Origin of the sequence: Pseudomonas sp. PA-1-6B, from assembly GCF_021609545.1 — a bacterium.
GTDB lineage: Bacteria > Pseudomonadota > Gammaproteobacteria > Pseudomonadales > Pseudomonadaceae > Aquipseudomonas > Aquipseudomonas fluorescens_BV.
The window spans coordinates 65319-89540 of sequence record NZ_WJZM01000001.1 but is presented as its reverse complement, the minus strand read 5'-3'; the positions used below and the strand labels follow the sequence as shown (position 1 = coordinate 89540).

The window sequence follows — 24222 nt, the reverse complement described above, 5'->3', positions numbered from 1 at the left end:
TGCCTACCAGCCCCAATTGGGCGTTTTTTTTGCAGCGCTTGGCGGGCATACTAGGCCGTCCTTTTCCCCTGGTGTCGCCCGCCTCTATGCTTCGCGCCTTGATAACCCTTGCTCTTGTCTGCCTGCTCCAACCGGCGTTTGCCGATGAGCGTGCACAAACCCAACAACAGTTGGACGCTACGCGTCAGGACATTACCGAGCTGAAAAAGCTGCTCGGCAAGCTCCAGGAAGAAAAATCCGGAGTGCAGAAAGACCTGCGCGGCACGGAAACCGAAATGGGCAAGCTGGAGAAGCAGGTCCAGGAGCTGCAAAAAGAACTAAAGAAGAGCGAGTCGGAACTGGAGCGACTCGACGCTGAGAAAAAAAAACTCCAGAGCGCACGCGTTGAACAGCAACGCCTGATCGCGATCCAGGCCCGTGCCGCGTACCAGAGCGGCCGCCAGGAGTACCTCAAGCTGCTGCTCAACCAGCAGAACCCAGAAAAATTCGCCCGTACCCTCACCTATTACGATTACCTGAGCCAGGCGCGCCTGGCGCAATTGAAGGGATTTAACGAAACCCTGCGCCAATTGGCCAATGTCGAGCAGGAAATCGCCGACCAGCAATCGCAATTGCTCGACCAGAAAACCGCCCTCGACACCCAGCGCGACCAGCTCGAAAAAGTACGCAAGGAACGCCAGCAGGCCCTGGCCAAGCTCAACAGCGACGTAAAAGCCCGCGACGCCAAGTTGCAGGCCCGCGAGCAAGACCAGGCCGACCTGGCCAAAGTCCTCAAGACCATTGAAGAAACCCTGGCCCGCCAGGCACGCGAGGCCGAAGAAGCGCGGCAAAAAGCGCTGATCGCCCAGCAGGAAGCCGAAAAAAAGCGTCAGCGTGAGGCCGAACTGGCTGCCACCACCGACGCTCCGGCCCCGCGCAAACCGGCGCGTGCAGCGCCTGGCCCGTTGGTTTCCAGCAGCGGCGAGTCGTTCGGCGGCCCTTTTGCTTCCGCACGAGGCAAACTTCCATGGCCGGTTGATGGTCGATTACTGGCACGCTTTGGGGAAACCCGTGGCGATGACACCCGCGCCAAGTGGGATGGCGTGATGATCAGCGCCTCTGCCGGCAGCCAGGTCCACGCGGTGCACGGTGGGCGCGTGGTGTTCGCCGATTGGTTGCGGGGCGCCGGCTTGCTGGTGATTCTTGACCACGGCAATGGCTATTTGAGCCTTTACGGCCACAATCAGACATTACTCAAGTCGGCAGGTGATGTTGTAAAAGCCGGTGAATCCATCTCCACTGTCGGTAACAGTGGCGGCCAGGACACCCCGGCGCTGTACTTCGCTATTCGTCAGCAGGGCCGCCCGAGCGACCCTGCACAATGGTGCCGGTCCCAAGGATAGGGTCGCATCTACATTAGGAGTTCGTTCGACATGCTGCATTTGTCCCGCCTCACTTCGCTGGCCCTGACGATCGCCCTGGTGATCGGCGCGCCTCTGGCTTTTGCCGACCAGGCCGCACCGGCTGCACCTGCCATGGCTGCGACGACCAAGGCGCCATTGCCGCTGGACGAGCTGCGCACCTTTGCCGAGGTCATGGACCGGATCAAGGCAGCGTATGTCGAACCCGTAGACGACAAGGCCCTGCTGGAAAATGCCATCAAGGGCATGCTCAGCAACCTCGACCCGCACTCCGCCTACCTGGGCCCGGAAGATTTCGCCGAGCTGCAGGAAAGCACCAGCGGTGAGTTCGGCGGCCTGGGCATCGAAGTGGGCTCCGAAGACGGCCAGATCAAAGTGGTCTCGCCTATTGACGACACCCCGGCGTCCAAGGCCGGCATCCAGGCCGGCGACCTGATCGTGAAGATCAACGGCCAGCCGACCCGTGGCCAGACCATGACCGAAGCCGTCGACAAGATGCGCGGCAAGCTCGGCCAGAAGATCACCCTGACCCTGGTACGCGACGGCGGCAACCCGTTTGACGTGACCCTGGCCCGTGCGACCATCACGGTCAAGAGCGTGAAAAGCCAGTTGCTGGAGTCGGGCTACGGCTACATCCGTATCACCCAGTTCCAGGTCAAGACCGGCGACGAAGTGGCCAAGGCCCTGGCCAAGCTGCGCAAGGACAACGGCAAGAAGCTCAACGGCATCGTGCTTGACCTGCGCAACAACCCAGGCGGCGTGTTGCAGTCGGCGGTCGAGGTGGTCGACCACTTCGTCACCAAGGGCCTGATCGTCTACACCAAGGGCCGTATCGCCAACTCCGAGTTGCGCTTCTCGGCCACTGGCAACGACCTCAGCGAGAACGTGCCACTGGCGGTATTGATCAACGGCGGCAGCGCCTCGGCCTCGGAAATCGTCGCCGGCGCCCTGCAAGACCTCAAGCGCGGCGTGCTGATGGGCACCACCAGCTTCGGCAAAGGCTCGGTGCAGACCGTATTGCCGCTGAACAACGACCGTGCACTGAAGATCACCACGGCGCTGTATTACACGCCGAACGGCCGCTCGATCCAGGCCCAGGGCATTGTGCCGGACATCGAAGTACGCCGCGCCAAGATCACCAACGAGATCGATGGCGAATACTACAAAGAGGCCGACCTGCAAGGCCACCTGGGCAATGGCAACGGCGGTGCCGACCAGCCAACCGGTAGCCGCGCCAAGGCCAAGCCGATGCCGCAGGACGATGACTACCAACTGGCCCAGGCGCTCAGCCTGCTCAAGGGCTTGAGCATCACCCGCAGCCGTTGATCATGCGTCTTGCCCTGATCATCGCTGTGCTGTGCAGCCTGGCAGGGGTCGCTCAAGCGGCCACTGCCAGCGAAGCGCACAAAGCCTACCTGACGCTTATCATCGACGACCTGGGGCAAAACCTGCCTCGGGATCGTCGTGTACTTGCGCTACCCGGCCCGGTGACCGCCGCCATCATGCCGGACACGCCCCACGCCACCGAATTTGCCCGTGAGGCCCACAAGGCTGGCAAGATCGTGATCCTGCACATGCCCATGGACCCAGCCACCGGCCCCTTCGCCTGGCACCCGGAGCTGTCCATCGAAGAACTGGGCAAGCGCCTGGACGCGGCATTTGAAGCCGTGCCCTACACCGCCGGTATCAACAACCACATGGGCAGCCGCATGACCGCACAACCGGTAGCGATGACTTGGCTGATGGGTGAGCTGCAACGGCGCCACAAGTTCTTCGTCGACAGCCGCACCAGTGCGCAAACCGTCGCCGCCGCCGAGGCGCAGAAGATCGGTTTGGCCCATGTGTCGCGGGATGTATTTCTCGATGACGAACGCACCGAGGCGGCGATTACCACGCAACTGCAGACCGCGATCAAACTGGCGCACAAGCAGGGCTCGGCGGTGATGATAGGGCACCCTTACCCACAGACGCTGGCGGTGCTGGAGCGCGAGTTGCCCAAGCTCAAGGCGCAGGGCGTGGAGTGGATCGATATCAAGTTGATGATCAGCGTGCGCAGTAATCGGGCGATGAGTGCCCACGGCAAAAACGGCATCTATCGCTGACAGTCACTGTGGCGAGGGAGCTTGCTCCCGCTGGAGTGCGAAGCGCTCCCACGATTTTAGGGCCGCTACGCAGCCCAGCGGGAGCAAGCTCCCTCGCCACAACAGCTCACTTACAGATATTGCGCCATGATTTCGTCTATACGGCCGCTGTTGCGTAACTCATCCAATGCGGCCTGGAGCCTGGCCACCAGCTCATCCGGCACGTCTTTGTTCAACGCCAGGTAAAGCTGCGCACTGTTGAAGCGCAATACCGTCTTGAGCCCGTTCACTCCCACCTGCCGCGCCAGGTAACGCCCAGCAGGATCGCCAGTGGCCCACAGGTCGATCTGGCCTTCCATAAGCTTTTGCGCATTATCCTGGTCACGCAGGGCGACCATCGGCTTGAGCCCCTGCTTGTCCAGGCTTTCGGCAATGGCATCGCCTTTGTAGGCGCCAATCTTGTAACGGCGCGCTTGCTCCAGATTTTCCAACTCGATCTTGCTGTCTGCCTTGGCCAGCAACACCCAATCGTCCGGGCCGATAGGGCCGACCCATTTGAACAAGGCTTCACGATCTGGCAACCGCGCCATCACAAACACGCCGTAACCTGGCTGTTCCAGGGCGAGCTTGTAGATTCGCTCCCAAGGAAAACGCAGAGTGAGGTTGTAGGAAATGCCAGCGCGCTTGAAGGTTTCGCGCACGATGTCCACGGCGATGCCTTCAATGTTCTCGTCCTTGGCGAAGTTCTTGCCGTTTTTCGCCATGTTGTAGGGCGGAAAATTTTCCGTCAGCAACACCAGGGAGGCGTCAGACGGTTGTTCGGCGTGTGCCGTAGCCACCATGAGCATGGAGGAACTGGCAAGGGCGAGCAGCAGGTGTTTGAACATGAAGGCTACCGGAATCCATGGCAAGCGCAGAGAGTGCCGCGAGCCTGCCATGGTGTCCAGCAGCGTTTAGCGCACGACGATACCGCGCGCCGCCATGTAGGCCTTGGCCTCGGGCACGGTGTATTCGCCAAAGTGGAAAATACTCGCCGCCAGCACCGCGCTGGCGTGGCCTTCAAGCACGCCATCGGCCAGGTGTTGCAGGTTGCCAACCCCACCCGACGCGATCACTGGAATGCCCAGGGCATCGCTGATGGCGCGGGTGACGCCCAGGTCGAAGCCGTTTTTCATGCCGTCCTGGTCCATGCTGGTCAGCAGGATCTCACCGGCGCCCAGGCCTTCCATCTTCATCGCCCACTCCACCGCGTCCAGCCCGGTAGGCTTGCGCCCGCCGTGGGTGAAGATCTCCCAGCGCGGGGTTTCGCCCGGGCCGGAGACCTTCTTGGCGTCGATAGCCACCACGATACATTGCGAGCCGAAGTGTTGTGCGGCTTCGCCGACAAACTCGGGGTTGAACACGGCGGCGGTGTTGATCGAGACCTTGTCCGCACCGGCATTGAGCAGGTTGCGGATGTCTTGCACGGTGCGCACGCCGCCACCCACGGTCAGCGGGATAAACACCTGGCTGGCCATGCGCTCGACGGTATGCAGCGTGGTATCACGGCCATCGACGCTGGCGGTGATGTCGAGAAAGGTAATCTCATCGGCACCTTGCTCATCGTATCGACGGGCAATTTCCACCGGGTCGCCGGCGTCACGGATGTTCTCGAACTTGACGCCCTTGACCACGCGACCGTTGTCGACGTCCAGGCAAGGGATGATGCGTTTGGCCAGCGCCATGGTCAGTCCTCAGCCGTTGTAGGCGTCGCAGTAAGCCTGGGCTTCGGCGACGTCCAGAGTGCCTTCATAGATCGCACGGCCGGTGATGGCGCCGATGATCCCAGGCGCCTTGGCGTCCAGCAGCGACTTGATGTCGCCCAGGTTGTGGATGCCGCCGGAAGCGATCACCGGAATCTTGGTGGCCGCTGCCAGGGCTGCGGTGAAAGGTACGTTGCAGCCCTGCATCATGCCGTCTTTGGCGATGTCGGTATAAACGATGGCGGACACGCCGTCGGCTTCGAACTGCTTGGCCAGGTCGATCACTTGCACGGTGCTGATTTCAGCCCAGCCGTCGGTGGCGACGAAGCCGTCCTTGGCATCCAGGCCGACGATCACCTTGCCAGGGAACGCGCGGCAGGCTTCGGCGACGAAGGCTGGGTCTTTCACGGCCTTGGTGCCGATGATCACGTAGCTCACGCCCGCTTTCACGTAGTGCTCGATGGTTTCCAGGGAGCGGATACCGCCGCCGATCTGGATCGGCAGGGTCGGGTAGCGCTTGGCGATGGCGGTGACCACCTCGCCATTGACCGGCTGGCCTTCGAAGGCGCCGTTCAGGTCCACCAGATGCAGACGACGGCAGCCCCCTTCTACCCATTTGGCAGCCATGCTCACCGGGTCATCGGAGAACACGGTGGAATCTTCCATGCGGCCTTGGCGCAGGCGGACACAAGCGCCGTCCTTGAGATCGATAGCGGGGATAATCAGCATCTGGCAAACCTTATTCGATATTCAGCAATGCTTGGGAAATCAGGGTTTCTCAAGCGACCACAAGTCGCTTTCGATGCTTTCGAACCTTTCTTTAAGGAGCGTCTGCGTGTCGAAAATCGCCCTGTTGTAATAATGCGGCGCCACTTCGGTGGTGAACAGCTCAAGAATTTCGGCGACCTCGAACGAGCCCAGCTTGAGCTCGAAGCGGTCCTCCATGAAACGCTTGATCTTGTCGGTAGCCTCACGCTCCTGCTCGGGCGTGAGGTTCAAGATCGGCTGCTTCGGTTTCCTGGCCATTTACCAGCGACCATCCCACGCGGCGAAGTTCTGCAGCAATTGCAGGCCATGGGTATGGCTCTTCTCCGGGTGAAACTGCACGGCAAAGCGCGAACCATCGGCCAGCGCGGCGGCAAAATCGACGCCGTAATGCCCGCCACCCACCACCTGGCGCGGGTTACCGGCGGCGATATAGTAGCTGTGCACGAAGTAGAAACGCGCCATGTCCGGGATGTCGTGCCACAGCGGGTGGTCGACGGTGCGGCGCACTTCGTTCCAGCCCATGTGCGGGACTTTGAGGTGCTCGCCATCTTCATGCAGGTCTTTGCCGAAGAACTTCACCTGCCCTGGAAACAGGCCAATGCAGTCGACACCGCCGTTCTCTTCACTGCTGTCGAGCAAGGCTTGCATCCCCACGCAGATACCGAGGAAGGGGCGGTCCTGGCTGACTTCGCGCACCAGGCTATCAAAGCCCAGGCGACGGATCTCGGCCATGCAATCGCGAATCGCACCGACGCCGGGGAACACCACACGGTCGGCTTCGCGAATCACGTTGGCATCGCTGGTGATCAGCACCTTGCCAGCGCCTACATGCTCAAGGGCCTTGGCCACCGAGTGCAGGTTACCCATGCCGTAATCGATAACCGCGACCGTCTGCATTACAGGACGCCCTTGGTCGACGGCATTTGCCCGCCCATGCGCTCATCGACTTCCACGGCCATGCGCAGTGCGCGGCCGAAAGCCTTGAACACGGTTTCGATCTGGTGGTGAGTGTTGGTGCCGCGCAGGTTGTCGATGTGCAGGCTGACCAGTGCGTGGTTGACAAAGCCCTGGAAGAATTCCTGGAACAGGTCGACGTCAAAGCCACGGCCCACGTTAGCGCGGGTGTACGGCACGTGCATCTGCAAACCCGGGCGACCGGAGAAGTCGATGACCACACGGGACAGCGCTTCATCCAACGGGACATAGGCATGGCCGTAGCGACGGATGCCTTTTTTGTCGCCGATGGCCTTGGCAAACGCCTGGCCGAGGGTGATGCCCACGTCTTCCACCATGTGGTGGTCGTCGATATGCAGGTCGCCTTTGCCGACGATATCCAGGTCGATCAGCCCGTGACGGGCGATCTGGTCCAGCATGTGCTCAAGAAAAGGTACACCGATATCAAATCGGGCCTTTCCGGTGCCATCCAGGTTGATCGAGGCTTTGATCTGGGTTTCCAGAGTGTCGCGCTCGACAGATGCCTTACGTTCGGCCATCACCAGCTCCGCAAAATCATTGGGCGAAAAAGGCAGCCATTATAGGGGCGCAGGCGCTAAACAGAAACAACGAAGGGGATAAGACTGACGAGTTGGAGCGAGGAATGTCGGGGATAGACATGTGCATACATGTGAGCATGGGCTTATGTGGGAGCTGGCTTGTGTGGGAGCTGGCTTGCCTGCGATACAGGCACCTCGGTGTACCAGTTGCCCCGCAGTGATGCTATCGCAGGCAAGCCAGCTCCCACACAAGCCCGGCCCCACAGGAGCCGGGCCCACCCTTATTGCGGTGTCAGTGGAACAGTACCGCCGTCTTCTGCAAGGTCACCCACACACCCCACGCCAACGGAATACCCACTACCAGCCACGCGGCAATCGCCAGCGGCTTGCTGGCGGCGGAGGCCTTCCATTCCAGCACGGTGCTCGCATCAGCACCTTTGTCATGGCCCAGCGCCTGTTCGGCGGCAAGTTCCGCGTCGGTCATGAAGTACTTGTCGGCCACCGGGCGCACCAGCAGGTTGCAGATGAAGCCCAGCACCAGCAGGCCGGCCAGGATGTACAAGGTGATGTCGTAGGCCGCGGCGCGTTCAACGCCGATGCTCAACTGGTATTCACGCAGGTAGTTCACCAACACCGGGCCCAACACGCCCGCAGCGGCCCAGGCGGTCAACAGGCGACCGTGGATCGCGCCAACCATCTGAGTGCCGAACAGGTCCGCCAGGTAGGCCGGAACCGTGGCAAAACCACCGCCGTACATCGACAGGATGATGCAGAACGCAGCCACGAACAGCGCCACGTTACCCAGGTGCCCCAGGTTCGGGATCAACGCATAAAGGGCAAAGCCCAGTGCGAAGAACACAAAATAGGTGTTTTTACGCCCCAGGTAGTCGGAGAACGACGCCCAGAAGAACCGTCCACCGATGTTGAACAGGCTCAACAGGCCGGTAAAACCAGCGGCAATGGCTGCAATGGAGGCCAACTGGCCCGCATCCAATTGACCAAATGGCACATCGACGCCCAGGAGTTTGCCGCCAAATACTTCCTGTAGCAGCGGCGAAGCCATGCCCAGAATACCGATACCGGCCGACACGTTCAGGCACAGCACCAGCCATACCAGGCGGAACTGCGGGGTTTTCCACGCGACATTCACATGCACATGGCGGTGAGTGATCATCGCATTGCTGGCTTTTTTCGCCGGAGCAGTCCAACCCTCAGGCTTCCAGCCGGTTGGCGGCACGCGATACAGCAGTGCGCCACCGATCATGAACACGAAGTAAATCGCCGCCATGACCACAAAGCTCTGCCATACACCGACGCTGGTCGGTGAAGAGAAATGGCCCATCAGCGCCGCGGCCAAAGGTGCACCCACCATCGCGCCGCCGCCAAAGCCCATGATCGCCATGCCAGTGGCCATGCCGCGCTTGTCCGGGAACCACTTGATCAAGGTCGAGACGGGCGAGATATAGCCCAGGCCCAGGCCAATACCGCCAATGACCCCGGAGCCGATCCACATCAGCCAGATCTGGTGGGTATAAATACCCAAGGCCGAAATCAGCAGGCCACCACACCAGCACAGCGCTGAGACAACACCAGCCTTACGCGGCCCGGCGTGTTCCAGCCAACCGCCCCAGATCGCTGCGGAGCAGCCCAGGAAGATGAAGAACAGGGTGTAGATCCAGCCCAACATGGAGATGGGCCAGTCGCATTGGGACGAAAAGACTTGGGCGATAAAGCTCATGTCCGGCGCGCAGGCCACCGGCGCGGTGATACCCAGCGCCTTGGACAAGGGCAGCCAGAACACCGAGAAGCCGTAGGCCATGCCGATGCACAAGTGGATGGCCAGTGCGGCCGGTGGAACCAGCCAGCGGTTGAAGCCCGGCTTGGCGATGATGCGTTCCTTGGACAGGAACGCAGGCTGTGCGGCGGCATTGCCGGCCACAGTGCTAGTGCTCATGGTGTTTCCCCCAGTTATTGGTATGCGTCCGTCAGGCGCTCTCTCCCTCGGCCTTGCACGCAAAGCGTGGCCGTTTTGTTGAGTGAAGCTCCCTTTTAGGCGCGACGTTAAGTCGCAGAAGGCGGACGAACGTGCAGAGATTAGCACCAGTGGATGACGGAAAAATCAAACTGCCACTACCTTTTTTCGATTATCTGTATTTTCTTGACGTCAAAATCCCATTTCCGCACCGGTGGATACAATGTAACGATCCGTGAACTGACGCCGGCCTTCGGGCGTTATACTCTGCGGCTAAATTTTGAAATCGACATACAAGGACTCGCCCATGAAAGCGTTCGGCAAAATCCTGGGTCTGGTACTTCTCGGGCTGTTGCTGATCATTGTGGCGCTCGGCTTTGCCCTGACCCACCTTTTCGATCCCAACGACTACAAAGAAGAAATTCGCCAGATAGCCCGCGACAAGGCCCACATCGAGCTGACGCTCAATGGCGATATCGGCTGGAGCCTGTTCCCCTGGCTCGGCCTGGAGCTTCATGAAGCCAGTGTCGCGACCCTGACCGCACCGACTCAACCGTTTGCCGACTTGCAGATGCTCGGCCTCTCGGTGCGCGTACTGCCACTGCTGCGCCGCGAAGTACAAATGAGCGATGTGCGTGTCGAGGGCTTGAACCTGCGCCTGAACCGCGACAAACAAGGTCACGGCAACTGGGAAGACATCGGCAAGAACCTGCCCGACGAAACCGCCGGTGCCCCCGCTCCCGCGCCGGTCGAACCGGTGGCTGAAACCAAGCCGGAAAAACCGCCGCAGCCGATCCGCCTGGACATCGACAGCCTGACCATCAACAACGCCCGCGTCGAATACACCGATGAACAGACCGGCAAGCAATTGAGTGCCGAAAGTATCCAGTTGAGTGCCGGTGCCATCCACGAAGGCGCCAGCATCCCGCTGAAACTCACCGCATTCCTGGGCAGCAACCAGCCGCTGATGCGGGTCAAGACTGAGCTGAACGGCAACTTGCGCATCCAGCGCGCGCTCAAGCGTTATCAGTTCGAAGACATGCGCTTGAGTGGCGAAGCCACCGGTGAGCCGTTGCAAGGCAAGACCGTGAGCTTCTCCACCCAGGGCCAACTGCTGGTGGACCTGGCGGCCAACGTCGCCGAATGGACCAACCTGAAACTGGCGGCCAACCAACTGCGCGCCCTGGGCGAACTGAAGGCCAATGACCTGGACAAAACCCCGCAGATCAGCGGCGCCCTGTCGGTTGCCCAGTTTGACCTGGCCAAGTTTCTTGAGAGCGTCGGCCACCCACTGCCTGCCATGGCTCCAGGCAGCCTGAGCAAGGTCGAACTGGTGAGCCGCCTCAAGGGCACGCCCACCAGCGTCGCCCTGAAAGACTTGAACCTGAAGCTCGATGCCAGCACCTTCACCGGCCGCGTCGCTGTGGATGATTTCGCCAAGCAGTCACTGCGTGTGCAGCTCAAGGGCGATACCTTCAATGCCGACAATTACCTGCCGGCCAAATCCGAAGCCGCCAAAGGCGCAACCGCCGCACGCCAGGCCGAAGTACAGAGCAGCGAAGCCGGCGCCATGGCGGCAGGCGGCAACACGCCATTGCCGGAGGCGCCGACCAAAGGTGCCTGGAGCAACGACAAACTGCTGCCGCTGACGCGCCTGCGCAGCCTGGACGTGAATGCAGACCTGGCCTTTGGCGAACTGACCCTGAGCCAGCTGCCCATTCAGAACGCGGTGCTCAAAGCCTCCGGCATTGACGGGCAACTCAAGCTCGACACCCTTAGCGGCGGTCTCTACAACGGCACGTTCCAGGCCAACGGCACGCTCGACGTACGCCAGGACACGCCAGTGTTGGCCCTGCAAAGCCACATCAAGCAGGTGCCCGTTGAGCGCATCCTGCAGGCCCAAGGGAAAACCCCGCCGGTCAAAGGCCAACTCACCCTCGACAGTAACCTCAACGGCCGTGGCAATAGCCAGAAGGCCTTGATCGACAGCCTCAACGGCACCACCAGCATCGTGATCAACAACGGTGTGCTGCTCAATGCCAACATCGAGCAGCAACTGTGCACCGGCATCGCCCTGCTCAACCGCAAGACCCTGAGCGCCACACCAGGCGGCAAGGACACGCCCTTCCAGGAACTGCGCGGCAACCTCACGTTCCGTAACGGCGTGGCCAGCAACCCCGACCTGAAAGTACGCATCCCTGGCCTGACGCTCAACGGCAACGGTGATGTGGATTTACGCGTGCTGGGTATGGACTACCGCGTCGGCATCATCGTCGAAGGCGACAAGCGCGACGTGCCGGACCCGGCCTGCCAGGTCGGCGCCAACTTCCAGGGCATTGAGGTGCCACTGCGCTGCCGAGGCCCGCTTGAGCTTGGCGCCAAGGCCTGCCGCCTGGACAAGGACGGCCTGGGCCAGGTCGCCCTCAAGGCTGCCGGCAACCGCCTCAACGAGAAGCTGGAAGAGAAACTCGACAAGGTTAACCCCAAGCTCAAAGACGCATTGAAGGGCTTGTTCAACCGATGAGAACCGAGCAGTTTTCACAAGCGGTGCTGGACTGGTACGACCGCCATGGCCGCCACGACCTGCCTTGGCAACAGGGCATCACCCCTTACCGGGTGTGGGTGTCGGAGATCATGCTGCAACAGACCCAGGTGAGCACCGTGCTCAATTACTTTGACCGGTTTATGGCGTCCCTGCCGACGGTCGAAGCGCTGGCCGCCGCGCCGGAAGATGAAGTGCTGCACCTGTGGACGGGCCTGGGCTACTACACACGGGCGCGCAACCTGCAGAAGACCGCCAGGATCGTGGTGGCCGAACACGGCGGCGAATTCCCCCGCGACGTGGAAAAGCTCACCGAGCTGCCGGGCATCGGCCTGTCCACCGCTGGCGCGATTGCCAGCCTGAGCATGGGCCTGCGCGCGCCGATCCTCGACGGCAACGTCAAACGCGTGCTGGCGCGCTTTACCGCGCAAGAGGGTTACCCGGGCGAGCCCAAGGTCGCCAAACAGCTGTGGGCCACCGCAGAGCGCTTCACGCCCTTTGAGCGCGTCAACGCCTACACCCAGGCCATGATGGACATGGGCGCCACCCTGTGCACCCGCAGCAAACCCAGTTGCCTGCTGTGCCCGCTGGAAAAAGGCTGCGAAGCCCACATGCTGGGCCTGGAAACACGCTACCCGATCCCCAAGCCGCGCAAGACCATCCCGCAAAAGCGCACGCTGATGCCCATGCTGGCCAACGCCGAGGGCGCGATCCTGCTTTACCGTCGCCCGTCTACGGGCTTGTGGGGCGGCTTGTGGAGCTTGCCGGAGCTGGACGACCTGCAAGACCTGGATCACCTCGCCAACCAGCACGCGCTGGCGCTGGGCAAGCATCAGGAACTGCCCGGGCTGGTCCACACTTTCAGCCACTTCCAGCTGGCCATCGAACCCTGGCTGGTCCAGGTCGAGGAAACCGCCCATCACGTGGCCGAGGCCGACTGGCTCTGGTATAACCTCGCCACCCCGCCGCGCCTGGGCCTTGCCGCCCCGGTGAAAAAACTGCTGAAGCGCGCGGCCGACGTATTGAACGCAGGAGTTTCGTCATGACCCGCACCATCATGTGCCGCAAGTACAAAGAAGAACTGCCAGCCCTGGAGCGTGCCCCTTTTCCGGGCGCCAAAGGCCAGGACATCTACGATAACGTCTCCGCCCAGGCCTGGGCCGACTGGCAAAAACACCAGACCCTGCTCATCAACGAAAAACGCCTGAACATGATGAACGCCGAAGACCGCAAATACCTGCAGGGCGAAATGGACAAGTTCTTTTCCGGCGAGGAATACGCCAAGGCCGACGGCTACGTTCCACCTGCTCAATAATTGATCAAAAACCGGGGTCTGCACGTAAGCGACGGTAATAATTAAATATTTTTTGAAAACTTGCTTGACGCCCCCCTGAAAAACCCGTTTAATGCGCCCCGTTGCCCAGATAGCTCAGTCGGTAGAGCAGGGGATTGAAAATCCCCGTGTCGGCGGTTCGATTCCGTCTCTGGGCACCAAAATACCGAGAAACCCCAAGGAACAATGTGTTCCTTGGGGTTTTTTATTGCCTGCGATTTAATGCGACTCACGCATTTACGGACACAATGTCGCAGCAGGACGATTGAGGGTTATTTTTGGCTGGACTCAATCGTTCAGCCTTTACCCAAATCTCAGTTGTAAGGTTTTTTCATGACCCGCTTCTTGCTTTGCACCCTGTTACTACTGACCGCCCTGCTCAGTGGGTGTGCCACGCAGTTGGACGTAGCGATCAACGCGACGCCTGATCCCGACTATCACTTCGATCGACAGGCAACCGTGCTGGTGACCTCCACTGGCGGCAGTGATGAAAACTCACTCAATGCTCGCTACTACCTGCGTGACATGGTCCGCGCCATGCAGGACCAGGGCTTTCGCAATGTCTTCACCGACACCACGCTGCCCAAGAACCATGCACCAATCAAAATGACCGTCACCCTGGACGTCGACAGCAAGCAGGTGACGTATCGCTATACCGCCACCGAATACGGGCAGGTGGCAAACAGCACCACCACCCAATGCAAGAAGAACAAGAAAAAGACCGACCAGTTGACCTGCACCAGCACCCCAAACACCTCATACGGCCCGGTCGGGACCTCGGAGCGCACCGGCTACACCACGCTCACCACCTTCCGGGTCACCGCTCGTGATGAAGTGAGCAGGCGCGCGGTCTACCTGCTACGGGCGTCGTCCTATAACGACGATTGCCAAGCCGCCAAGGTCGAAGCCTTCCTGGTACAGCAGGGTTTGCAGAACCTGAATTTCCAGGACCGCGTGCAGCGCAATTACACGGTCACGATGCCTGAAAGCTTCCGTTGCAAGTAATCAGCTGCTCGGCAGGCCCTTGGCTCAAGGGCCTCCTTACTTGAGCAAAAACACCATCAACGGGTTGTCATTCAAGCGCCCTTGATAGCTCGATGCCAGGTGCTCCACCGGCGAACCCTTCAACAGCGCGGTCTCCTTGCGCGACACGATCACCCAGGAGGGCCGGGGCAGCGTCGCCAACTTCTCAAGCTCGTGACGGCCGACAAACAGCGGCTGTTCATCGTGATCCAGGTTCATCATGTAGCGCACCGCCCAGGTATCTCGGGCCAGGTCGACAAACACCAAGGGACCTGGCTGCGCCTGGCGCAACGCCTCCACCTGGCTGACAAACCGCCGGGTGTCGAATTGCAGGTCCTTGGCCGGCTCTATCACCGTCACCAGCAACAGCCATTGCGCCACCAGCGCGATCAGACTGAGCCACACCAACCGCCATGCTCGCTGCCAGGCTATCAACGCCGCGACTTGCAGCATCACCAGCACGCCGATCATCAACGGCAAGGAAATCTCCGGCCAGTAGCCCTGCTTGTGCCAGGCGTGTCGACACACAAACAACACAACCACGCACAACGCCGGCAGCGCCGCGACCAGCCATTCATAGAAACGGCGCACGCCCACCAGCCAGCCTTGCGCGTGAAGCAGCCCATAGGCAGCGACAGCCGCAAACATCGGCACCATCGGCAAAATGTAATAAGCGCGCTTGAAATGCGGTACCGACAGGCCGAGCAGAATCATCAAGCCGCAGCCCCCGAACCGCACCAGCAATTGCAGGTGCTGATTGGCCCAACGCTCGGGCCAGCGATGGCGCAACGCAAACAGGGTCGCGAACGCCAGCGGCACCACCGGGAAGTAGCGGTACAAGCTCAGTTGGAAGTAAAAGTAAAACGGCTCACCCGACTCATCCAGGCGCCCGCCGACTTGCATCTTGAACACCTCATCGGCAAACGCAGCGCCACCACTGAACCGCGCAAGCTTCATCAGCAGCCACCAGCACGCTGCGAGCAGCACCAGGCCGGCAACGCCGTGGATCAGCACCTGTCGGACACGCTCCCCCGGCCTGCCCAACGCCCAATACACACATACCACCGCGCAGACTTCAATCAACCCCAGCGGCCCACGTATGGCGAAACCCAGGATGAACAGCGGGAACACCGCCAGTTGCCTCAGCCGTGACCCGAGGCGTTCGCCGGTGTGCAGCAGGTAGAAACTGCCCACGCATAACAGTGCAACCATCTGGTCCAGGCACACCGAGCGCGACTTTTCGAGCAACTGGGCGGTGAGCAGCGTGAGCAGCACCGTCAGCAGCGACCAGGCACGGCTGTAGGGTGCCAGCAGGCGATACATCAGCGCGATCACCCCCGCCGACGCGAGCGCCGTGGGTAGCACATTCGCCAAGTGGTTCGGCGCGTCAAACAAGCGGGCGAATAGATAACTGAAGAAGGTCGCGGTGCCTGGGTAATCCGCATAGGGCTGGCCGTAGGTGGTGGGGAAAAGACTCGCGCCATGGCGATACATTTCCTGCATGAACAGCGCCCAACGCCCGTCAAAACCCTGGGGCTGCTGATCCCAGATGCCTACTGTGAACAACAAGAGAGCGACCAGAAAAATACCCAGTGACTCCAGGCGAAAACGGTTGCGGTGATCCATCGGGTGACCTGTCAGGTGGGAAGCGCTGGCGTATGGTGCCGAACGCGCCCCTGAATGGCGCCTGAACAGACCTGAACATTCACGCGGTTACCGACTGGTGGGCCACACCACTGCCGGGATCAGGCGAACGTAGGCCAACTCGGCAACCAGCTCGATCAGGGTCTGCAGGATCACCACCGTTGCGGCCAAACCGCGCACCTCCTCCGGCAGGGCCAGCGCCAATGGCAAAACCACCAGCGAATTACGCGTCGACGCACTGAACGTCACCGCCCGCGCCGTCACCGCTGGTAGTGCGAACAGCCGCGCAGCACCAATGCCCATCAACGGCGCCAATAGTACAAACGCCACGTAGATTGGAATGACCGGCAACAACAAGTTGATATCTCGCACCACCGCAGTGATGTGCGAAGCGAGCACGACAAACAACACCAGCGCCATCGCCGGCACCGGCAACCACGCCCAGGCGCTGCTCCAAAGACCGATAGCGCTCGAACGCCGCGCAAGCGCGCTGGTGAGGACAGCCAGAAGCATCGGCACCACAATCAGCCCCAGGAACGCCTCTACAAATGGCCCCGCCGCTACCACCACGCTGGATTGCTCGCCCAACATCAGCCCCAGGTATACCGGCAACAGCAGCAGTTGCAGCAACAGCAGCAGCGGTGTTGCCGCCAGCATCGATCGCGAATCGCCCTTGCCGATATGGGTAAATACCACCACGTAGTCGATACAGGGCGTCAGCAACACCAGCAGAGCGCCCACCAGCAACGCCGGGCGCTCCACCAGGCCACGGGTCAAGCCCCACACCAGCAAAGGCACCAAGATGAAATTGGCCAGCAGCAAGGCCGCCATGAATCGCTTGTTGCCCAAGCCTTGGCGCAGCTCAAGAAAGGGGATCTGCAAAAACATCGCATACATCAGCACGGCGATGGCAGGTGTCACCCAAAGGCTGAAGCCCTGAGCGGATAAGGGCCAGAACAGGCCAAACGTGACGGCCACAAAGACGGCAACAAAGTAGATCGGGACCTGATGGTGTTCCAGGGTGTCACGGGTCATGGGCGGGCTCTGGTGGATCATTAGACTGTCAGCCTAAGTACCCGCGCAGATAAGGTCGAGCACTACAGCAATCATTGCCGCCCGAGAAACCCTTGGGATTTACCCCAACCTGCGCTTCAATACACCTTCTAGACCCAGACCCCAAGGACGTCGAGCCCATGGCCTCGCCAAACAAGCAGCAAAAACGCGCCCACCGGGCAAAAGCCAAGGCCAAGCAAAACCGCACCCAGCGCGCCGTGGCGCACAAGCCGGATGCTTTTGCTGGCGACGACAGCCGCATCGACCTTGAGTCGGTGGATTTGACTGAACTGTTCGTCGCGATGCGTGCCGCAGGCGAGATCAGCCAGCAGGCGCTGTGTGCGGTGTTCCTTGCGCACCCGTTGCTGGCGTTGGTGCTGGAGCAGGAAGGCGAAGAAGAAGCGACCGACTTTATCCTGGCGGCGCTGATCGAGTATCGGCAGTGGGCGACGGACAGCGATGACGAAGCCGCGGCGTTAGCGTGGATTGAGTCGCCGCAGTTCCAGACCGATTACGTGGCGGCGTCCCAGGCGCTGGCCAACGCCCCCGACTGACACAAAAAAAATGTGGGAGCGGGCTTGCCCTAATGCCAGTCAGTTAAGAGCTCGAGCAGACAACCAGTGACTTGTGGCGAGGGAGCTTGCTCCCGCTGGACTGCGTAGCAGTCCCATTTTTGGGGCCGCTTCGCGCCCCAGCGGGAGCAAGCTCCCTCGCCACAGTTACCGATTCTGTCTTAACTGACTGGCATTAGGGCTTGCTTGAGATGGCGGTGTGTCAGTCGACGAATATATCGACTGGCAGTCCGTCATCGCGGGCAAGCCCGGCTCCCACATTGTTGCGAGGTGCACTACCACCGTCTCTCGTCAGTTAAGCGCCGCAGCCCCCACTCTTTGGGCCTTGCGACGGCTCGCCACCACCAACCCCGCCAATACCACCAGCAAGCTCAGAACCCCGGTGGCGATGATCTCGACCCGGTGCGCTTCCTGGAACAGCATGATGGTCAACGTACCGACGATAAACACCATTACCGCGTACGTCAGGCCTGGGAACAGCCACATCTTGAAGACGATCTTCTCGCCCGCTGCCGCACGCTTCTGGCGCATGCGCAGTTGCGACACGGCAATCACCAGGTACACCAGTAACGCGATGGCGCCGGAGCTGGCCAGCAGGAATTCGAACACCGCCGCCGGAGCGACGTAGTTGGCGAATACCGCCAGGAACGCGGCGCCGGTAGACAGCAACACCGCCCAGTAAGGCGTGCCGCTCTTGTTGGTGCGCTTGGCCACGGCCGGTGCGTCACCGCGACGGCCCAGGGAGAACAGCATGCGCGACGCGGTGTACAGCGCCGAGTTGAGGCAACTGGTCACGGCAACCAGCACCACCAGGTCGACAATCAGCTTGGCGTTCGGGATACCCATGCGCTCGAGCACAGTCTGGTAGGAACCTACGGCAGCCAGGGTCGGATCGTTCCAAGGCACCAGGGACACCACGATGAAGATCGACAACAGGTAGAACAAACCAATCCGCCAGATCACCGAGTTGGTGGCCTTGGTGATTTGCTGGCCCGGGTTCTTCGATTCGGCTGCGGCGATGGTGACAATCTCGGTGCCCATGAACGAGAACATGGTGGTCAGGATCGCCGCCAATACGGCACCCATGCCGTTGGGCATGAACCCTTGGGTATCGAACAGGTGCGAAACACCGCTGACCTGGCTGGTGGGCAAGAAGCCGAAGATCGCGGCCAGGCCGAGGATCACAAAGCCCACGATCGCCACGACCTTGATCAGCGCAAACCAGAACTCGAACTCGCCGTAGTTCTTCACGCTGAACAAGTTGGTTGCGGTGAGCAGCAAGGTAATGACCAGGGTGAACACCCAGATCGCCACGTCGGGGAACCAGGCGTGCAGGATGGTCGCCGCCGCGTTGGCTTCCAGCGGAATCACCAGCACCCAGAACCACCAGTAGAGCCAGCCAATGGTGAAACCGGCCCAGTGGCCGATTGCCCGGTCGGCATAGGTAGAGAACGAACCGGTATCCGGTGACGCAACGGCCATCTCGGCCAGCATGCGCATCACCAGGACTACCAGCGTACCGGCGGCTGCATAGGCCAACAGCACAGCCGGGCCGGCAGCAGCGATCGCATGGCCGGAGCCGACAAACAAACCGGCGCCGATGACACCGGCAATCGACAGCATGGTGACGTGACGCGGTTTGAGCCCCTGTTCGAGGTCATTGGAGCTTTGCGTACTACTCATTGACACACCTTTGCGAGGAATTGCGAAAACGGTTCGCCCGGCTTGCAGCCTTTCTCGTGAAAAGAATCCAACAGGGCGTTCTTTATTTTTTACGCAAGATTTGCGCCAAAATATTTCAGAACCACAGTTGGCGCGGGCTGTAGGACAATTCACTACCCATCGCAAGTCATTGAGAACAATGGCATTCCGCTATAGCGTTACCGTGCGACTCACATTCGTGGCATTGCGACGCACCAAAAACACACACAAAAAGTACGTGACGCCCCATAACCGGGCTGATATGGACCGTTTGCCCGGTTAACCCTTCCAACACCCGGCCAAAGCTGGCACCATCGCGCCCTTTTTTACGCGAAGCCTGTGGATCTTTCCGGGTCAAACGTCTGTAGGTTGTTGATGGCGCGACACACTGCTGCGCCGATGCGACACCCTGCCGCAGACCACCGGTTAACCGTCCGCAGCGCTGTTGGCTGTCATCCAAACGCTATGCTAGCTTGGCGCCTCGCCAGGAAGGCGGCCCAACAGCGAAGATCGCAACGAACACAATGAGGACCGCACATGGCTCAGGCCACGCCCGCGCTTGAAATCCGCAACTTGCACAAACGCTATGGTGAGCTTGAGGTACTCAAAGGTATCTCGCTGACCGCTCGCGACGGCGATGTGATCTCGATCCTGGGTTCCTCCGGTTCCGGCAAGTCCACCTTCCTGCGCTGCATCAACCTGCTGGAAAACCCGCACCAGGGCCAGATCCTGGTGGCCGGCGAAGAACTCAAGCTAAAGGCCGCGAAAAACGGCGAACTGATGGCCGCCGACGGCAAGCAGATCAACCGCCTGCGCAGCGAAATCGGGTTTGTGTTTCAAAACTTTAACCTGTGGCCGCACATGAGCATCCTCGACAACATCATCGAGGCTCCTCGGCGCGTGCTCGGCCAGAGCAAGGCCGAAGCGATAGAAGTGGCCGAGGCCCTGCTGGCCAAGGTTGGTATCGCCGACAAGCGCCACGCCTACCCTGCGCAACTCTCTGGCGGCCAACAACAACGCGCGGCGATTGCGCGTACCCTGGCGATGCAGCCTAAAGTCATTCTGTTCGACGAACCGACGTCGGCGCTTGACCCGGAAATGGTCCAGGAAGTACTTAATGTGATCCGCGCGCTGGCCGAAGAAGGCCGCACCATGCTGCTGGTCACCCACGAAATGGGCTTCGCCCGCCAGGTATCCAGCGAAGTGGTGTTTTTGCACCAGGGCCTGGTCGAAGAGCAAGGATCGCCACAGCAGGTATTTGAAAACCCGCTTTCGGCGCGCTGCAAACAATTCATGTCCAGCAACCGCTAACGGAGCAACATGCATGCAGACCTATAAGAAATTCCTTCTGGCCGCGGCCGTCTCGATGGCGTTCAGCGCCACGGCCATGGCAGAAACCTTGAAGATGGGGATCGAAGCGGCCTACCCGCCGTTCAACAATAAAGACGCCAGCGGCAACGTTGTCGGCTTCGACAAGGACATCGGCGACGCCCTGTGCGCCAAGATGAAAGTCGAGAAGTGCGAAGTGTATGTGTCCGACTGGGACGGCATCATCCCTGCCCTGAACGCCAAGAAGTTCGACTTCCTGGTGTCCTCGCTGTCGATCACCGACGAGCGCAAGCAGGCGGTTGACTTCACCGACCCGTACTACTCCAACAAGCTGCAGTTCATTGCGCCCAAAGCCACTGCGGATTTCAAAACCGACGCCACTTACCTCAAAGGCAAGGTGATCGGTGCACAGCGCGCAACGCTGGCCGGTACCTACCTGGAAGACAAGCTGCCGGACACCGAAGCCAAGCTCTACGACACTCAGGAAAACGCCTACCTCGACCTGACCTCCGGTCGCCTCGACGGCATCCTGGCTGACAAGTACGTGCAGTACGAATGGCTCAAGAGCAAAGACGGTTCGGCCTATGAATTCAAAGGCGACCCGGTGGTAGAAAGCGACAAGATCGGTATCGCCGTACGCAAAGGCGACCCGCTGCGCGAGCGCCTGAACAAAGCCCTGGCAGAGATCAAGGCAGACGGCACCTACAAGAAGATCAACGACAAGTACTTCCCGTTCAGCATCGAATGATCTGAACGGCCTGCCCGGCGCGCTCCTGCGAGCGCGCTGGCTTTTAGCAATGCCTGCCGCGATATGAAAACACCATGAATTTCGATCTCTACGGATTCGGCCCGGCCCTTGCCGCCGGCGCGCTGATGACCGTCAAACTGGCGCTCACGGCCCTGTGCCTGGGGCTGGTGCTCGGCCTTGCCGGCGCCTTGGCCAAGACCTCCCCGTACAAGCCACTGCAATGGCTGGGCGGCGCTTATTCGACCATCGTGCGGGGTATTCCCGAGCTGCTGTGGGTGCTGCTGATTTACTTCGGCACCGTCAACCTGATGCGTGCGCTCGGTGAGTTCTTCGGCAACCCCGACCTGTCACTGAGTGCCTTCGCCGCCGGCGTCATCGCCCTGGGCCTGTGCTTCGGCGCCTACGCAACGGAAGTGTTCCGCGGCGCGATCCTCGCCATTCCCAAGGGCCACCGCGAAGCCGGTGTGGCGTTGGGGCTGTCGAAGTTTCGGATTTTCACCCGGCTGATCATGCCGCAGATGTGGCGCATCGCCCTACCGGGCCTAGGCAACCTGTTCATGATCCTGATGAAAGACACCGCGCTGGTGTCGGTGATCGGCCTGGAAGAAATCATGCGCCACGCGCAGATCGGCGTGACCGTGACCAAGCAACCCTTCACCTTCTTCATGGTCGCCGCATTCATGTACCTGGGCCTGACCGTACTGGCGATGACCAGCATGCACTTCCTGGAAAAACGCGCCGCCCGCGGCTTTGCAAGGAGCACCCAATGAGCGGCGACTACAGCTGGCTATCGCACTTTGACCTGGGCCTGAATTGGGCCGTGATCATCAAGTGGCTGCCGAAGTTGGCCCAGGGCGCAACCTTGACCCTGGAGCTGGTGGCAATCGCCGTGATCGCCGGCCTGCTGCTGGCGATCCCTCTGGGTATCGCCCGCTCTTCGCGCCGCTGGTACGTGAGCGCCCTGCCCTACGGCTACATTTTCTTCTTCCGTGGCACGCCGCTGCTGGTGCAGTTGTTCCTGGTGTATTACGGCCTGGCGCAGTTCGACGCCGTGCGCAACAGCTTCATGTGGCCGTACCTGCGAGACCCGTTCTGGTGCGCCACCGCCACCATGACCCTGCACACCGCCGCCTACATTGCCGAGATCCTGCGCGGTGCGATCCAGGCCATTCCGCCGGGCGAGATCGAAGCGGCGCGGGCCCTGGGCATGTCCAAGCCCAAGACGCTGTTCTACATCATCCTGCCACGCGCCTCGCGCATCGGCCTGCCGGCCTACAGCAACGAAGTGATCCTGATGCTCAAGGCCAGCGCCTTGGCCAGTACCGTGACCCTGCTGGAACTGACCGGCATGGCGCGCACCATCATTGCCCGCACTTACCTGCCGGTGGAGATTTTCTTCGCCGCAGGGTTGTTCTACCTGCTGATGGCCTACGTGCTGGTGCGCGGCTTCAAACTGCTGGAAAAATGGCTGCGCGTCGATGCATGCCAAGGACGTTGAGGCACGCTTCCAGGCACTGGATGCATTCCTGACCGAACACCAAGGGCTGTGGCGACCACGGCCCTTTACTCAGTTGCAGCTGCCCTGGGAAACCGAGCATCCCGAGTTATCCCAGTGGCTGCGTCGGCGTTCGTTGGCCGAAGCTGAAGCCATTCACAACCAACCCCACGACCTGCCCGCGCCCGCACCTTTTCCACAGCTGGCCGCTCACGCGCTGCGCCTCGCTACTGTGAATAAGTTACCCACGCACACCCTTGAGCCCGCTCGCCATCGTTTGAATGTCGACGTGCCAGGGCGCAAATGGCAACAGATCGAAGCCTTCGGCGCCGCGCTGACCTTTACCCAAACGCCTGCCCACTGGCTGGACTGGTGCGCCGGCAAAGGCCACCTAGGCCGCCGCCTGCTGCAACCCGGCCAACAGCTGACCTGCCTGGAATACGACCCCGCCCTGATCGCCTCCGGCCAAGCCTTGAGTGATCGCCACGACCTGCCCGCAACCCATCATCTGCAAGACGTGATGGCGGATGTCGCGATCCAGCCAGAACACACGCCGGTCGCCCTGCATGCCTGCGGCGACCTGCATGTACGCCTGCTGCAACTGGCCAACGCCGCCGGCTGCAAACAACTGGCCCTGGCGCCCTGCTGCTACAACCGCATCACCGCCGACCGTTATCAAGCCCTCTCCGCCGCCGCGCGTGCCTCCCTGCTGCAACTGTCGATTGATGACCTGGGCCTGCCCCTGAGCGAAACCGTCACCGCCGGCAACCGTGTACGCCAACAACGGGACACCTCCATGGCCCGCCGCCTGGGCTTTGACCAACTGCAACGGCAACTGCGTGGCTGCGACGACTACCTGCCAACACCTTCCCTGCCCGCCAGTTGGCTGGATAAACCCTTTGCCGACTATTGCCAGGAACTGGCAAGCCTCAAGGGCTTATCCACAGGCGAGCAGAACTGGCCGGCCCTGGAAGCCCACGGCTGGCAACGCCTGGCCGAGGTGCGCAACCTTGAGTTAGTGAGAGGCTTGTTTCGACGCCCATTGGAACTGTGGTTGGTATTGGACCGGGCACTGTTCATGGTGGAACAGGGCTACAACGTCGAGGTCGGCAGCTTCTGCGAACCATCGTTGACCCCTCGCAACCTGATGGTGCTGGCCGAGCGCGAATAAAGGGCAAAAAATCCTACAAGCGCCCTGTGGATAACTCTGTTGATGAATACTTTGCAGAGGCCCTAGATATCGGCACTTCACACCCAAAGCCGGCCTGGTCATTTTTTGTTCACAAAATAAAGTGCACACAAAACAGGCAGTTGCAGCGTGCTGAG

Annotated in this window: 23 protein-coding genes and 1 tRNA gene; 14 read left to right on the top strand and 10 right to left on the bottom strand. The window is 60.8% G+C overall.

All coding sequences use genetic code 11. The features are described 5' to 3' along the window. Window positions 1-86 precede the first annotated feature (86 nt). The 3 genes from GIV35_RS00410 to GIV35_RS00400 are packed head-to-tail and all read left to right on the top strand — an operon-like array spanning window position 87 to window position 3502. On the top strand, window positions 87-1382 hold the full coding sequence (locus tag GIV35_RS00410) for a murein hydrolase activator EnvC family protein (RefSeq protein WP_236264745.1): 1296 nt from the start codon (window positions 87-89) through the stop codon (window positions 1380-1382). A 30-nt stretch (window positions 1383-1412) separates the two neighbouring features. Next, window positions 1413-2726: a S41 family peptidase gene (locus GIV35_RS00405; RefSeq protein ID WP_034125537.1), complete on the top strand. Its 1314-nt coding sequence runs from the start codon at window positions 1413-1415 to the stop codon at window positions 2724-2726. Window positions 2727-2728: 2 nt separating this feature from the next. Further along, on the top strand, window positions 2729-3502 hold the full coding sequence (locus tag GIV35_RS00400) for a divergent polysaccharide deacetylase family protein (RefSeq protein WP_105225443.1): 774 nt from the start codon (window positions 2729-2731) through the stop codon (window positions 3500-3502). Between the two features lie 110 nt (window positions 3503-3612). Here the strand turns inward: GIV35_RS00400 and GIV35_RS00395 are convergent, their stop codons facing one another. From GIV35_RS00395 to GIV35_RS00365, 7 genes are all read right to left on the bottom strand, one after another. Continuing rightward, window positions 3613-4368 (bottom strand): substrate-binding periplasmic protein, encoded by a 756-nt coding sequence (locus GIV35_RS00395; protein ID WP_236264744.1) that lies wholly within the window; start codon window positions 4366-4368, stop codon window positions 3613-3615. Between the two features lie 66 nt (window positions 4369-4434). Then, window positions 4435-5205, bottom strand: a complete 771-nt coding sequence (gene hisF, locus GIV35_RS00390; RefSeq protein WP_003187786.1) for an imidazole glycerol phosphate synthase subunit HisF — start codon at window positions 5203-5205, stop codon at window positions 4435-4437. 9 nt (window positions 5206-5214) lie between these two features. Continuing rightward, window positions 5215-5952 carry a 1-(5-phosphoribosyl)-5-[(5-phosphoribosylamino)methylideneamino]imidazole-4-carboxamide isomerase gene (gene hisA / locus GIV35_RS00385; protein WP_032894030.1) on the bottom strand — a complete coding sequence of 246 codons (738 nt, stop codon included), beginning with the start codon at window positions 5950-5952 and terminating at the stop codon, window positions 5215-5217. A 39-nt stretch (window positions 5953-5991) separates the two neighbouring features. Then, complete coding sequence (locus GIV35_RS00380; RefSeq protein WP_024072885.1) at window positions 5992-6249, bottom strand: DUF2164 domain-containing protein; 258 nt, start codon at window positions 6247-6249, stop codon at window positions 5992-5994. Beyond that, on the bottom strand, window positions 6250-6888 hold the full coding sequence (hisH, locus tag GIV35_RS00375) for an imidazole glycerol phosphate synthase subunit HisH (RefSeq protein WP_054897551.1): 639 nt from the start codon (window positions 6886-6888) through the stop codon (window positions 6250-6252). Further along, complete coding sequence (hisB, locus tag GIV35_RS00370; protein WP_003187781.1) at window positions 6888-7484, bottom strand: imidazoleglycerol-phosphate dehydratase HisB; 597 nt, start codon at window positions 7482-7484, stop codon at window positions 6888-6890. Before hisB ends, hisH begins: the two co-directional genes overlap by 1 nt. A 292-nt stretch (window positions 7485-7776) precedes the next feature. Further along, window positions 7777-9438: an OFA family MFS transporter gene (locus tag GIV35_RS00365; protein ID WP_054897552.1), complete on the bottom strand. Its 1662-nt coding sequence runs from the start codon at window positions 9436-9438 to the stop codon at window positions 7777-7779. A gap of 325 nt (window positions 9439-9763) precedes the next feature. Between GIV35_RS00365 and GIV35_RS00360 the strand changes: the two genes are divergently transcribed. The 5 genes from GIV35_RS00360 (at window position 9764) to GIV35_RS00340 (ending at window position 14336) form a co-directional block, all read left to right on the top strand. Then, window positions 9764-11980, top strand: a complete 2217-nt coding sequence (locus GIV35_RS00360) for an AsmA family protein (protein WP_236264743.1) — start codon at window positions 9764-9766, stop codon at window positions 11978-11980. Continuing rightward, a complete protein-coding gene (gene mutY, locus GIV35_RS00355) occupies window positions 11977-13044 on the top strand; it encodes an A/G-specific adenine glycosylase (RefSeq protein ID WP_054897554.1) in 1068 nt (355 codons plus the stop codon). The genes GIV35_RS00360 and mutY overlap by 4 nt, the downstream gene beginning before the upstream one ends. Then, window positions 13041-13313 carry an oxidative damage protection protein gene (locus tag GIV35_RS00350; protein WP_124375904.1) on the top strand — a complete coding sequence of 91 codons (273 nt, stop codon included), beginning with the start codon at window positions 13041-13043 and terminating at the stop codon, window positions 13311-13313. Before mutY ends, GIV35_RS00350 begins: the two co-directional genes overlap by 4 nt. A 103-nt stretch (window positions 13314-13416) precedes the next feature. Then, window positions 13417-13492: transfer RNA gene (locus GIV35_RS00345), tRNA-Phe, on the top strand. 172 nt (window positions 13493-13664) lie between these two features. Next, window positions 13665-14336 (top strand): hypothetical protein, encoded by a 672-nt coding sequence (locus GIV35_RS00340; RefSeq protein ID WP_105225438.1) that lies wholly within the window; start codon window positions 13665-13667, stop codon window positions 14334-14336. Window positions 14337-14372: 36 nt separating this feature from the next. On the opposite strand, the gene GIV35_RS00335 is transcribed toward GIV35_RS00340, so the two are convergent. Both GIV35_RS00335 and GIV35_RS00330 read right to left on the bottom strand, forming a co-directional pair. Continuing rightward, window positions 14373-15980: an ArnT family glycosyltransferase gene (locus GIV35_RS00335; RefSeq protein ID WP_236264742.1), complete on the bottom strand. Its 1608-nt coding sequence runs from the start codon at window positions 15978-15980 to the stop codon at window positions 14373-14375. Between the two features lie 87 nt (window positions 15981-16067). After that, window positions 16068-17033 (bottom strand): arsenic resistance protein, encoded by a 966-nt coding sequence (locus tag GIV35_RS00330; RefSeq protein WP_198716198.1) that lies wholly within the window; start codon window positions 17031-17033, stop codon window positions 16068-16070. Between the two features lie 158 nt (window positions 17034-17191). Between GIV35_RS00330 and GIV35_RS00325 the strand changes: the two genes are divergently transcribed. After that, a complete protein-coding gene (locus GIV35_RS00325) occupies window positions 17192-17605 on the top strand; it encodes a hypothetical protein (protein WP_236264741.1) in 414 nt (137 codons plus the stop codon). A gap of 309 nt (window positions 17606-17914) precedes the next feature. On the opposite strand, the gene gabP is transcribed toward GIV35_RS00325, so the two are convergent. Beyond that, entirely contained in the window at window positions 17915-19306 is a 1392-nt protein-coding gene (gene gabP, locus GIV35_RS00320; RefSeq protein ID WP_034125525.1) for a GABA permease, read from the bottom strand. Between the two features lie 555 nt (window positions 19307-19861). Between gabP and GIV35_RS00315 the strand changes: the two genes are divergently transcribed. The 5 genes from GIV35_RS00315 to GIV35_RS00295 all read left to right on the top strand — a co-directional run bounded on the left by GIV35_RS00315 (window position 19862) and on the right by GIV35_RS00295 (window position 24067). Next, a complete protein-coding gene (locus GIV35_RS00315) occupies window positions 19862-20635 on the top strand; it encodes an ABC transporter ATP-binding protein (RefSeq protein ID WP_003187760.1) in 774 nt (257 codons plus the stop codon). 13 nt (window positions 20636-20648) lie between these two features. Continuing rightward, window positions 20649-21401, top strand: a complete 753-nt coding sequence (locus GIV35_RS00310) for an ABC transporter substrate-binding protein (RefSeq protein WP_014716503.1) — start codon at window positions 20649-20651, stop codon at window positions 21399-21401. Window positions 21402-21475: 74 nt separating this feature from the next. After that, a complete protein-coding gene (locus GIV35_RS00305; RefSeq protein WP_005783890.1) occupies window positions 21476-22171 on the top strand; it encodes an ABC transporter permease in 696 nt (231 codons plus the stop codon). Window positions 22172-22209: 38 nt separating this feature from the next. Continuing rightward, the gene (locus tag GIV35_RS00300) at window positions 22210-22899 is read left to right on the top strand and encodes an ABC transporter permease (protein WP_032803763.1); all 690 of its coding nucleotides are present in this window, start codon (window positions 22210-22212) and stop codon (window positions 22897-22899) included. After that, window positions 22880-24067 carry a methyltransferase gene (locus GIV35_RS00295; RefSeq protein WP_236264402.1) on the top strand — a complete coding sequence of 396 codons (1188 nt, stop codon included), beginning with the start codon at window positions 22880-22882 and terminating at the stop codon, window positions 24065-24067. The genes GIV35_RS00300 and GIV35_RS00295 overlap by 20 nt, the downstream gene beginning before the upstream one ends. Window positions 24068-24222: the final 155 nt, after the last annotated feature.